5 protein-coding genes are annotated in these 13,827 nt (G+C 47.0%); all 5 read right to left on the bottom strand.

The features are described 5' to 3' along the window. Positions 1-250: 250 nt before the first annotated feature. Positions 251-2,419, bottom strand: coding sequence for a lectin-like domain-containing protein (locus JUF10_RS09845; RefSeq protein WP_203642003.1), 2,169 nt, complete (start codon positions 2,417-2,419; stop codon positions 251-253). Between the two features lie 376 nt (positions 2,420-2,795). Further along, entirely contained in the window at positions 2,796-5,078 is a 2,283-nt protein-coding gene (locus JUF10_RS09840) for an L-type lectin family protein (protein ID WP_203642002.1), read from the bottom strand. A gap of 610 nt (positions 5,079-5,688) precedes the next feature. Beyond that, on the bottom strand, positions 5,689-8,049 hold the full coding sequence (locus JUF10_RS09835) for an L-type lectin family protein (protein ID WP_203642001.1): 2,361 nt from the start codon (positions 8,047-8,049) through the stop codon (positions 5,689-5,691). 583 nt (positions 8,050-8,632) lie between these two features. After that, positions 8,633-10,906 carry a hypothetical protein gene (locus JUF10_RS09830; protein WP_203642000.1) on the bottom strand — a complete coding sequence of 758 codons (2,274 nt, stop codon included), beginning with the start codon at positions 10,904-10,906 and terminating at the stop codon, positions 8,633-8,635. A gap of 582 nt (positions 10,907-11,488) precedes the next feature. Continuing rightward, positions 11,489-13,744, bottom strand: coding sequence for an L-type lectin family protein (locus JUF10_RS09825; RefSeq protein WP_203641999.1), 2,256 nt, complete (start codon positions 13,742-13,744; stop codon positions 11,489-11,491). Positions 13,745-13,827: the final 83 nt, after the last annotated feature.

Raw genomic sequence — 13,827 nt, 5'->3', positions numbered from 1 at the left:
TACTGATAACGCTTTTATGATTTACATTATATTAAATTGTGTATAATAGTAACACCCCGTACTATTTTTAACTAGTATAGCACATAAACTAAAAATAGTACGGAAAATCATTGATATAACAATATTTATAAGCGAATTATAAGCGTATTTATAAACCATCACTTAGCCGTATAAGCCATGATTCATTCAATTCTTCACAGCACAAAAAAACGACCATAGCCTTCGCCATAGTCGCTTCTCGTTGAATTGCTTATTCGCCGTTAACCAACGTCCAGTTAACCGTTCCTTCATAATCACCAGCGGTCGCTCCCCCATTTACATTGAGGAAGATCCCGGTTTTACCGGTCCAGTCACTGGCTACGTTAAACGGCGTCAGCGACCCATCCGTATTGGTGTGATCGGCAATCAGAACGCTTGTCGAGCCCAGCGGTTGCGCCAAATCCGCTGTGTTTGTTTGATAAACTAACGAACCTGCCAAAGCGTGGGTCCCATCGACCAGCGGCGTTGCCGAGGCCGTTAATTTCCAGGCACTATCCTTCCCGCGAGTGTCCGCAACGTTCACCGACCACGGCTTAGCCGGAGCCAGTTGTTGTTGACCACCCGTCAGGTCCCCAGCGTACGTCACATCCGTCGAAACATCCCCGAAGTCCAACGACCCAGCCACATAGTTAATGTTGGCTGCTACCGAATTCGAAACGTCGTGCAGCGAATCCGTCATGTACAGCACCACCTTGTTGAGCCCTGGTTGCAGGTCCGCAACTGGCACTGTGTACGTAAAGCCGTTAGTGGCCTGACTCGCCGTAATATTAACATCAGCCGACTTCTGACCGTTCACGACCGGATGAATCGTCGCCGTAGTGGCAGTGCCGCCTAGAATTGTCGCTTTCGCAGTAACCGTTGCTTCATCGGCAGTCTTAGCGTCTTTATCAGCCGTACTTGCCCCCGTGAGTGCCAGCGTCATGCTGGAGTTCACCGAGGTCACGTTGAAACCATCCAAATTGGAGGTCGCAATGGCGTTGCTCCCAACAAAGTTGCTGACGGTGCTAGCCACCGCCACCGTGCCAGCGCTCCCGCTATGGTCGACCGTCCCATTCAAAGTAATTTTAGCGGAATTATTATCGTCTGAAAGCTCATCCTTGAGTAACGTTGTCAGACTCTGCCCGCTCAGATCACTCGCTGGAATCGATTGCGTATCTCCATTTGCATACGTAATCGTCCCAATATTATTGGCCTCATCGGCACCAAACGTCAAATTGGTCGGCAACTTAATGCGCGCCGAAATACTCTTCCAATTCTGCGAGCCGCTTTCATAATTCAAGTCATAATTCAGTTTCACATGGTCTCCGGAGTAGATAGTCGACCCACTAGTCACGTCTTGGCCCTGCGTTTCATCGGTCAGCGTGGCCTTCGCGGTACTGGACACGATACCAGGAATTTGTTCAAAGTCGACCGCGTTGGTTTCAATAGCCGTCCCCGTTGACCCTGTGAATCCCCACCGCGCAAAGCCAGTATGTTGCGGGTCAATGATGTTCGGATCAACCGGTACTGTCTGCGTTTTACCAACCAAGGGTGCTCCCGTCTTAGGGTCCTTGTCGTTGTAGTCATAAGTCATAGTCTGTTTAGCCGCATTCCATTTAACCGTTAAATGATGCCAATTGCCATCCGTCATCAATTTATAATCGTTTGATGTTATCGCGCCCTTATGATCCAATACTGCATAGTAGGCGGGATCGTTAGTCGTTCCTGCATTCCGCATCTGGTAGGTGCTAGCCTGCGCTGGATAGTTCGAAGCGATATGGGGATAGTTATTCATATCGGCGTCAAAGGCGTTCGCGCCAGCAGATGATGCCACCGTTCCCTTATCGATTTTTTTGTTAACATAGGTATCAAATTCAATCGCCCAACTATCCTGGACAGCTGTATTGACAATACTATCGGCAGAGGGTGACGTATAGTTTTGGTCGGTCCCCCAGGTTCCCAGTGTTTCGCCCCCGACATCGGCCCCAGCCAATCCGGTCGCATGCGCAGCCGTACCACGCGGATCATTCTGTACCACGAAGGCCATCCCATCGCCAGAACTACTCGTTTGCCCGTCAAAGTACATCCACATGGCGGCTGTCGCATTTTGCTTTAAGTTGATTTTCGTTTTGTCATTCGTCCAAACCCAACCAATTTGGCCACCATTACTAGTCAATTGAACCACCTGCGTATTAGGTGCCGTGGTCTTCGAAGAATCCAACACCTGTGCCGAATTTCCGAACCCAAAATCTGTATCAAAATAATCGCCCATCAACAATCCCTGTGGCGCATTTTTTACAGCTTGCGTTGCGCTCCAAGATTGACCGTGGGCCACCTGCTGGCCGACGCCAACACCAACGACCGCCACAGCGGCGGCTAAAAACATCTTTTTCCATCTCATCTGTAACATCTCCCTGATTTGACTAAGCGCTGCCTACTCCTCGTTTATGTATCGCGTCATAGACGAGTTGTCCATTAGTTAAATAGTGTACCCATCTCATATTTTTATCATTTATTAGTTATCAAGCGATTAAATCGTGGCCTTCCCTTTTATAGCGGTAACTATTCCGTCAAGAGACAATTCATAACTCCCCTGAAAGAATATACCCGTAAACAAGTTTAATTATATTCTGTTTAGCCCCACAACGTCAACCGCTTTAACCTTAAAAACAAGCCCTTTTATGACGGAAACCTTGCCGTTGTTACAAAAGAATCTATAAAAAAGCAACGACCAAACCGCCAATTAGAGATTTAGTCGTTGCCATCACTATTTATTTCTAAGGTGCACTTTCCAACGTCCAATCAATTGTCCCAGAATAGGACCCATCGACCGCACCACCGTTAACACTTAACAGAATTCCTGTGTCCTTGGTCCAGCCACTGGCAATGTTGGTCGACTGTTCAGTACCATCCGACTTGTCGTTGCTGGTGATCAGTGTTGACTCGCTATTATTCAGCGTGGTCGTCGACGTCCCATTCTTGTAGATCAGCGCGCCGTCTAGTGGACTCGCTGGCACATCATCACTGTACATGCCAGCCGTCTTGGCGGTCACCTTCCAGGTACTGCCGGTCATCAGCGAACTGTCCACATCGAGGCTCCAGGCGCCATTCGAATCGTCACGCTCAACCGTCTGTGTGCCGCTCCCCGTTAAGGTCGTCGGTTTGAAGACCAGGTTGCCACTAGTTGTGCCAAAGTCAATGGTTCCCCCCGTGATAGTCGCCGTACCGCTGGCCTTGTAATCACTAGAAGCCGTAGTGGTCCCAGACACCTGTAGCAGAGACGTTCCCGCTGGCACCTCAGGAATTGTAATCGAGAAGTCGTAGCCATCGTTCCCATTCAAATCTTTGTCCAAGGTGATGGCGCTGGCTGGTAACGTGGCGACATTCCCTTTTGAATCCGCCAGAATGGCCGTCAGGGTTGTATTGCCACCATTAACCGTGCTATCGGTCGAAGAAACAGTTCCCGTAACGGTCGTTGCGCTCCCAGCATTAGCAGAAATCTGCGATGGGTTAACATTAACGCTAAATGGTGACGGTTTAATGTTGAAGGCCGGTGTCGCTACCGTTGTAATCGCGTTTGCCCCCGCAAAAGTCGAGGTCGCCGCAAGTGGACTCTGCTTTGCATTCTGCGCAGTTCCCTCAAAGGTCAGCACGGCCTTATTCATGGATACCCCCAAGTCTTTGAGAGAAACGTCCAATTTTTGTCCGTTCAATTGTGTCATATCCACCGGTGATACTTCGCCAGATGAATAGGTCACCCTTCCACCAGTCCAATCGACATATTTAGGCAAGTTAAGTGCCGCCTTAATGTCCGACCAGTCCTGATTGCCATCCATGTAATTCACGGTATAGTTCAACTTAATCTTGTCATTCCCGCTGATAGTCGCGTTCGCTGGAATTGCGGACCCGGTCGTCATATCGGTCATGTCCATGGAAGAATTGACCATAGGTTGCCCGGGAACCTGTTCGAATTTAAACATACTCAATTCAGTGTTCGTTGCTCCCGTAGTCCCAGTGAGGCCCCAGTAAAGGTTGGGTGAACTTGGCGTTACGTTTAAATTAGCCAGATTTATTTTTTCCTTAGCATAGGTCTCATTGGTCATTGGATTAGGCGCACCAGTAGTCGGATTTTTATCATCGAAGGAATACGTGATAATCGCATTAGATCCCCCATCGGTTGGTGCCTCATAGTTCAACGTTAAATGATGCCATTTTGCGTCAGACATGAATCGATCCCCAAAGGAATCCTGCAACAGGCCACGGTGAGCAAGCCCGTAGTAGTTATACTTAGTAAGGCCCAGGAAACCAGTACCTTGCGAATAAGCATAGTAACTACTGGTAAGCCCCGGATAGTTCGATGCAATATGTTCACCCTTAATCGTTTCACCGACATCATCGTTATCCGTGCTGGGATTATACCCGATTGCATTGAAATTATTATTTTTATAATCGCCAATATCAAAAGAACTCGCAGGTGTCGTCTGGGGCTTCCAGCTACTATCCGGAACCAGCTGATCAACGCCGGTATCATATTCCAGTGCCCAACTGTTAGGAATTGCGGAGCTCGCCAAAGTATTAGTGGTACTAGTAGTACTATTCGGGTCGACCCCCCAAACACCTAGTGACTCACCACCCCCAGAAAAGGCGGTGTTGCTACTGTTCTGTAAAACAAAGGCCACCCCGTCTCCAGGAGTTGAGCCAGTCGTTCCTAAGTAAACCCACATTGAGGCTCGTTGATTCTTGTACGCATTGAACACCGGTTTATCGGTCCAGATAGCGCCGCCCTGATTGGTCTGACCATCCTGAGTTAAAGCCACACCGTCCCCATTGGTACCAGTACCCTGAACATACTTCGCGGAGTTTTTCTGCCCCGTTCCAAGTGTACTAGGATCGTTAAAGTAAGTTGTCGCCTTAACACTTAACCCCGCTGGCCCACTATCCAAAACGCTCTGTGGATTCACATCAGTTGCTTTCCCCACGGTCGTGTCTTGCCAAATTCCCCAGCTAAGACTGGCTAAAACGACCCCCGTCATCGCTAAAATCTTATTTCTTAATTTCATTGGAAAACTCCCTTCGCCCGCTCCGTTGCAGACAAAACCAAGTTGCGTACGCCCTAGTCTTCCCGTACGCATTATTTACTAATCTCAATATTTGTTATATTAATTAACTAAGTGGATGACTTATTGGTGAAAAAGCCGCCACGCCCGCGTTCCGCGCCACGACTAACTACTTTTTCGTTTGATTGCTATTAATCATGTCAAGCAATAAAAGTTAAACATCACCACTAAATATAGTATACCATCGCAACCAAAAAGTTAAAGCCGTTAAATTAATTTTGTTGTGATTAACTATTAACATCGTTATAGTGATGATTACCGTCAAATCAACGATTGTAACCGATTATTGTCAGATAATCAGTTGATTACTCAGTTGTCTCTCTTCAAAATAGGCGCAAACAATTTTAGCCACTTTTCGGCCACTGTAACTATATATTCTTATAAATCCATAACTAATTCAGTAGTATCGTCTGGATCAGAGAAAACATCGCTATATTTTTCAGCGCCCAAAAATAGTGGTGACACCGTCAACTTTCATTGGTGTCACCACTATTTTATGTGGCAAATTCAGTTTTAGGCCAAGCCTGGCACCCGGCCTAAATTTACTTTTCCTTTACGGCCCGACCGTCAGTGTCCAGTCAATCGTCCCACTATAGGAACCGTTGATCGCACCACCGTTGACATTCAGTAGAATCCCAGTATCCTTGGTCCAGCCATTAGCGATGTTCGTTGAACTGGCGGTCCCATCAGCGGTATCCGTATCGATCACGGTACCACTATTATTCAGAGTTTCTGTACCCGTACCGTCCTTGTAGACCAGCGCGCCATCCAGCCTGCTATCTGGCACGTTGTCGTTGTACATGCCATCCGTCTTGGCGGTGACCTTCCAGTCGGTACCCGCCATCAATGAGCTATCGACATTTAGCTGCCAAGCCCCATTTGATTCATCTCGGGCAACCGTCTGCGTCCCGCTCCCAGTCAGGGTCGTTGTCTCAAACACCATGTTCCCACTGGTAGCGCCGAAGTCGACGGTCCCACCGGTTACGGTCGCCGTGTCGCTGGCAAAACTACCGATAGCCGCTGTGGACGATGCGTTGACTTGAACCGTAGAAGTCCCAGCTGGTACCTTTTCCAGCTTAATAGTAAAGTCGTAACCGCCATTTGAATTGACCTTTTGGGATAAGTTGATATCTGCGGCGTCAATATCATCTGAAGTCCCATCAGTATTGATGACCCCAGCTGATAAGGTGGTATTACTCCCCGTAACCTTGGCGTTAGTCGAGGAAACACTCCCGGTCAAAGTTACCGACGAGTTAGCATTTGCACTCACCGTCTTGGGGTTAAAGTTTACATTAAATGGAGACTCCTTAATGTTGAACCCATTGAGTTGCGTATTCGTAATCGCATTGTCCCCAACAAATGAGGTGACGGTCGATGTCGAGGTGCCAGCTTTGTTTATAGCATTCCCGTCCAACGTGATAACTGCTTGATTAGCAGAACTGCTCAAGTCAGCTACCTTAATATCTAGTTTATTATTGCTAATGTTGGCCGTTGAAAGCGTGCTGGAAGCTATATTGGAATTCGGATACGTAATCTGTCCCTTTGACCAGTTAATATTAGCAGGTAAATTCAGGGAACTCTTGATATTAGACCACGGCTTATCCCCATTTTCATAGTTCAAGGTATAGGTCAGCTTAACCGCATCATTGCCCTTAATTGTGTCCCCAGCAGAAATCGGACTACTAGTCGTTTCATCCTCTATCTTAGCTGACGAGTTGACATTGGCCTGACCAGGAACTTGTTCGAAGACAACCATACTGGTTTCAGTGTTGGTGCCAGTTGTTCCCGTAAAGCCCCAGTAAACATTTGGATCTGTCTTAGTGACGTTTAGTTTAGATAAATCAATACTTTCTTTAGCATACTGATTATTCCCAGTTATTGGTGCCCCAGTCTTCAAATTTTGATCGTCAAAGGAGTACGTCATGGCCCCCGTATTGCTGTCACCCGTTGGTGCCTTGTAGTTTATCGTAATGTGATGCCAGGTGTTATCCGCAATCAGTGGAACGGGGTTAGAACCACTGTCTGAGTTACGAATCAAGCCCCGATGTTCTAAGCCATAATAGTTGTACATTCCACTAGCATAAACTGGAAGTCCAAACATATACTTTGATATATATTGCCCACTCTGTTGATACGGTAAATAAGTGCCGCCGTCTCCTGGGTAATTCGCAGCAATATGATTCCCCTGGGTTGGGATAGTTTCTGGGACATCATCAGTATCTGTGTTGGAATCATATCCGAGACCGGAATATTGTGCATCGCCTGTTTTTTCAGGATCATAGTCTCCGATATCGAATGCATCTGGAGTCACTGTACCCATCTTTTGGCCTGCAGCGGGGATCGTTTGATTCTCGTGTGTATCAAACTCGATTGCCCAACTATTAGGAATTGCAGAATTTGCAACGGTCTGTGATGTACTATCTTTTGTATTAGGATCTATTCCCCAGACTCCCAATGCCTCACCAGTACTGGAGAAGGCCGAATTACTACTATTTTGCAAGACAAAGGCCATCCCGTCCCCTGCCTTATGATTATAATAATCATCCGTCCCCATAAAGACCCACATTGAAGCCCGTTGATCTTCATACATATTAAAGGACTTACCATTAGACCAAATTGCCCCACCGGTATTCTGATACTGACTACCATACTGAGAAAGCATGACACCATCGCCATTTGTCCCGGTCATTACCTGCGCCGAATTTGTAATTTGGCTGTCTGAGCTGTTACCGATAGTCTCTGCCCGATTAAAATAATCGTTGCCATCAACCTTAAGTCCTTGTGGCGCTGAATTTAAAACGCCTTGAGGACTGGCATCAAAAGCCTTCCCAACCAACGTCCCTTGCCAGAGGCCCCACCCCATGCTGGCAGCGACAATTCCTGTAATCGCTAACAATTTATTCCGAAATTTCATTGAAACCGGCTCCCTTCACCCGACCCTCATCGGGCAAAACCACGTGACGCACGCCCTAGTCTACTCGTGCGTTTTATATTCTCACTCAACTTTTTTGACTCTAATTATTTTGGTGGATAACCTATCGGGGATAATTCCATAATAACCAGTTAACATCGACAATCCCCTAACCCTATTTTCCTGATTGTGGTTAACCATATCCTTTACTAAAAGTTAAACATCATCACTAAATATAGTATATCATTAAAACTAAAAAACGAAAGTAATAAAATTGATTTTATTATAATTTGTTTCTACTAGGTTCTTTGAACGTACTGCTGTTATGTCAGCATTTGAATGTAAAGTCAGCTTAGTAATCAACCGATTAATAAATTGAAATACTCAGTTCTTCTTTCTAATGTCTTTAGCCACTTCTTGAAAGTTGTAACCGTAGTAGTAAAAATAGAATTCACCCCATATTCGTCAGGCTGTCACCACATCACCGGTTATTTTTTTCTTAAGCGTAATCTCCCCATCACAAAAAAATTGCGGCCCCGTCAAAATTCGACAGGTTCCGCAACTTTTTTTGATTTTTCGCTCGTCTTTAGCTTGGTGCGTTCTCCAAGCTCCACTCAATCTGCCCCGTATACGTTCCGGCAGTGGCACCCCCACTAACATCTAGTAGAAGTCCCGTATTACTGTCCCACTGATCGGTTGCGTTGAAGGTATCATCATTACTGGTCGTGGTCCGGGCGGCTACCCGCTGCGCATCACTCCCCAGAACAACTGGTGTCGCGTCAGATGACGACTTGTAGACCAGATTCATCGTGGTTGCCGGCACATTTGTAGCTTGCAACGGCTGATTCATTCTCGCCATTAATGCCCAGCTTGAGCCAGTACCTCGCTGGTCGTTCACATCAATTGTCCACGCCCCATCCCGCGGTACCAGCATGTGTGAGCCGGTCAGGTCAGCCGTGTAAGATACGCTGTCATCAACATCACCAAACTGTAGCGGTCCACTCACATCAATGTTCGAGACTAAACTATCCGTGGTATACCCGTCATAGCTGGTAACATACAGCATCAACGTGTTCACTCCCGAATGTAGACTCGCCGCAGGCACTGTGTACGAAAAGGTTCCGTTAAAGCCACTCGTGGTAGTGCCTGAAACATCGCTGGCAGGAATAGATTGGTCCTTAATTGGTGTGCCGTTCACACTGCCTTGCAAGATAAACCCATTGGCCGTAATTGGTGAGCCGGACAGCATAAACTTCCCGTTGACCGTGACGTCCTTGTCTTTGGCCGTGGTGACGGAATCATAATTTTCGCCGCTCGCCCAACCGATACGAAAGGTCGTGGTAGCCTGGTAAACAGTATATGGCGTGGTATCTGCCGTAGCAATCCCTTGCTTGTCCACAAACTTACTAGTAGTCCCGTTGATAACCGTCGAAGGGTTAGTTGGATTCGACTGCCGGCCGTGAATCGTAATATCCGCCGTTGAGTCCGTTTCATTCAAAGCATGTGCGAGGGTAAAGTTCAGCTGTTGTCCAGTCTGAGTGGCCCCCAGATCAACAGTCTGGGTCGTCCCATCAGCGAAGGTCACCACTGCACTACTTGGCACGAATCCGCTTGGCAGGTTGATTTGGGCCTTAGGTGTCCAGTCGCTACGGCCTGAGTTATAGGTTAGATTGTAATCCAGCCGTAACCGGTTGCCCCCCATGACGGGAGTGTTTACATTAATTGGGCCTTCCAAATTAGCCGTTTCATTGGCAACGCTGGCCGAAGCATCTGCATCGACTAAGCCCGGAATCTGTTCAAACACGACCAAGTTGTTTTCGCCATACTGTCCAGTAGACCCGGTGAATCCCCAGTAAGCGTGACCAGTGCCATCGTCTACCTTGTTCGTATCCAACTCATAGTTGTTCGACTGTGCGTTTTGTGAGGCCGTCCCAGTTGAAGGATCCTTGTCGTTAATGGTATAGGTGACATTGCCTACCGTTGTGGTGTCATCAGCCGGTGGCGTGTACTGAACGGTCAAGTGATGCCATGCGCCATCTGTCAACCAAGGACCATTATTGACGATGATACCTCGGTGATTCATCTTGACCCCATACATGGTCGTACTGTCGGGCGAATAGCGTGAATAATAAGTTCCACCTTGCTTTTGGTCTGCAGGATAATCAGCAGCAATATGCTGATGCTGATTGACGATTGTATCGTCCAGACCACCGGCAACCTTTTTCCCTAAATCAAAAGTAGAGAATCCCGTAATATCTGGCACCCCGAAGTAGGAACCACCATTCGGAAATGTATCGAATTCTAAGGCCCAGCTCTTCTGAATGGCTTGTTTTCCCACACTAGAGGGCTCATCAGCTGTAAAGTTATCTGGTAGCCCCCAAACTCCGAGTGTCTCTTGTCCTTGAGGGACCCCATTTTTATCGACAGCAGTTGCTTGATAGCCGGCGTTTTGAATCACGAAGGCCATCCCGTCACCCATGTGACCAAGCGGCCCATCCCCAAAGTACATCCACATTGAGGCTTTTTGTTTTTTCTTCAAGTCGAAATAAAATTGATCTTTGTTGGCCCAAATTGTACCCAACTGATTGGTATTATTGGTCAACTGAACTGCCTGCGTCCCATCTGAATTAGGAAGTGTTACGGCTGATGAATTTTTAACAGTTGAATTATTAAATGTTGGCGTTATAAAATACCCGTTAATTGGTAGTCCCTGTGGCATTGACGCCAGTGCGTTCGCCAGATCCTGCTCTGGTGTTGGCTGCGGTGTTGTCGCATCTGCTGCATGACTGACGACCGGGTGACCCATGCCAAAAATAGCTAGTACACCAATCATTGTTAAAATTAATCTTCCACGTTTCATGGGCGATTCTCCCCCTTTACCCTTGACTCATGTAACCGCCCCTAGTAATAATAGAAAATACAGTTACTATTTTATGGGACAAATTAGTCGTTTTAAATTGATCAGATTCATTCGTTTTACCAGCACATATTGTTTTAAAATTCACAATATAAAAAGACTGACTTAGAATCTTTAGAATAAGAAAAAAGACATTGCAAAATTCGATTTACGTAATCATTTTAATTTGAGAGGTCATCTACATGTAATCAGGCTTCAGGACTGATTACACGCTATTTGTCTAACCCCATTATACGATATCAGGACAAACAATCAAAGAAGTTCACATCCAAATCATGCAGTTAATCTCATAAATACTTCAAACATATAATCGTTGGATAGTTGGATTAACTTACTAATTAATGAGCAATCAATTCAACTGACAAAATTTAACTTTTATCTTACTTTTTTTAACGCTAAACCAGCAGTCGCTGATAAGTTTATCCTTTTACGTAGCTTAGCTTGCTGGCCATATTCGTAAGGTTACTTGGTTAACTCAAAAAGGCACGGTCAAAAAATCACCGTGCCAGCTCAATCAGTCTTCAATTATGCCGCATTAACTAGTGTCCACGTGATCTGCCCCTGATAATCTCCAGCTGTAGCGCCACCGTTAACTTTGAGCAGCATTCCCGTATCCGCTTTCCAATTCGTGGTACAGATATCGGTCGTCACATTACCAGGATCGGTTGACCGGTCAGCCACCGCGACCGGTTGCTCAGACATCAGCTCGGGCTCACCCACGGCTGGCTGATAAATGAGATTCCCAGCCAGCTTACCAGATTGGTTAGCAAATGGCGTGGTCAAGGCCGCCATCATTTTCCAATTAGCCCCCGACTGATTGTTGACTTCAACGTGCCAGTCGGCATTCCGTGGAACCGTTTGGCCAATCCCCGTGAGCGTAGTGTCCTTGAAGCTACTATTGTCATTCACTATCCCCCAGTCCAGCTCACCCACGTTCAGAATGACCTCGCCAGCTGTTGACTCATGGCCGGTGGCATCATCGGTTGCGGTTAGTGTTAGGGTATTGGCGCCCTTTTTCAATCCCGAATCATTTGGCAGCTTGTAAGTAAAGTTCCCGGTGTAGGCACCCCCATCGTTTCTGCTGGCCGGAAACGAGATGGTCTTGAGTGCTTGACCATTTAAAACTGGATGAAGCGTAAAGTTGGTGCTTTCCTTACCGGTACCACTCAGCGTTGCGTTCCCAGTTATCGTGGGCGTTGCGGTCGTGGCGGCCAGAGAAATGTTAGGCGCACTAGTTACCTTCAGGTTAAAATCGACGTTTGAATGGACCAGGTTAAATGCCGGTGTGTCAGCTGTAGCAATGGCGTTCGGTCCGGAGAACTTGCTGGTCTGGCTGACCACAGACGTATCGTTAGCCGGATTATCAGCCTTACCCTCTAGAGAAATCGTAGCGGTGCGATTGTCGGTGTTTAGCAGCTGACCTAGTTTAAATGACAGATTTTGACCACTGAGATTACTCAAATCAACCGTCTCAGTCTTGCCGTTGGCATAGGTAATCGTTCCGGAGTTGACCGTCACGTGGTCTGGTAGATGAACTTCTGCAGCGATGTTGTCCCAATCGACGCGACCGGTATTGTACTGCAACTGGTAGTCCAAACGCAGTCGGTCCCCACCCGTCACATTCTGGCCGGCAGATACTTCGGTTGGCTGTCCGGAAGTGTCGAGGCGGCTACGGTTATAGATTTTGGCAGAACCGTTGGCGTCGACTAGTCCTGGTATTTGTTCGAAGACAACAAGATTATTCTCCCAGTTGATGTTACTAGTCGTTCCGGTAAAGCCCCAAAGTCCGCTTTTAGCTTCATGCGGGCCGTCTATATCTGAATCCTTGAGAAGACTGTAGTCGAAATCAACAGTTTCCGATTGTTTTTCCTGTGCCCCACTGCCCGAAAGTTGCTTGTCATTGATGGTATAAGTCATATTTCCCGTAGTGGTCCCATCGGTAGGGGCTTTGTAGTCGATAGTGACATGGTGCCAAGCCCCGTCAGATAGTGGTGTCTTGATAAGTCCGTTGTGCTGTAGCCTCGTATAAGAATACTCACCAAATTGCCCCGTAAAACTATTTGTCTTGTAAGTACCTTCCCCAGTTGTTGATCCGGCTGGAGTTGATACAGCTGGATAATTCGAAGCAATGTGCGGTTGAGGAACTTTAACTACTCCCTGCGAACCAACCTGAAAATCAAAGCTTCCGGGAATAGATTTATCATCCACTGGACTGTTCATGTTAGTAAAGGTGTCAAATTCAAGCGCCCAGCTATGCTGAATCGCCCGTCTAGCCACATTAAGTTCATTCTCATCTGCCCGACTTGATGCGTATCCCCAAACACCTAACGTCTGACCTATAGCCGGATCAAAAGAAAAGTTATTCGCTGCAATAGCCTGCTCGCCACGCCAATCATTTTGAATAACAAAGGCCATACCGTCGCCAGCATTTTGAGCACCTTTATTTCCAAAATACATCCACATTGAGGCACGTTGATCCTTAGTGAAGTCAAAATAGTATTTGTCACGCTCTGCCCACACTGAGCCAACCTGCCCAACGCCATCATTGATTTGAACGGCTTGTCGACTACTATCACTAGTACCATTCACAGTCTTCGCTGAATTGGGAACAGAGCTATTCATAAAGCCCTGACTATGAAAGTATCCTTCAATTGGTAACCCAGGTGGCATACTACCAATCGCATGATCATAGTCCGCATCCGCATGCCCCACGACCGATCCGCCCAGTACACCAGCAGCCACGGCCACCACTATTCCAGTCAAAACGTGCTTCATCTTCATCGAAATCCAATTCCCTTCTACCAAAATACTATTGGCCTACCCGTTACTCTCATCGGCCTAGTCATTTAGCCCCTCAACTTTTT

It is taken from the genome of Levilactobacillus andaensis (assembly GCF_016861695.1).
GTDB classification, from domain to species: Bacteria; Bacillota; Bacilli; order Lactobacillales; family Lactobacillaceae; genus Levilactobacillus; species Levilactobacillus andaensis.
The sequence above is the reverse complement of the archived record's forward strand: the minus strand, read 5'-3'. Positions and strand labels throughout refer to the sequence as shown.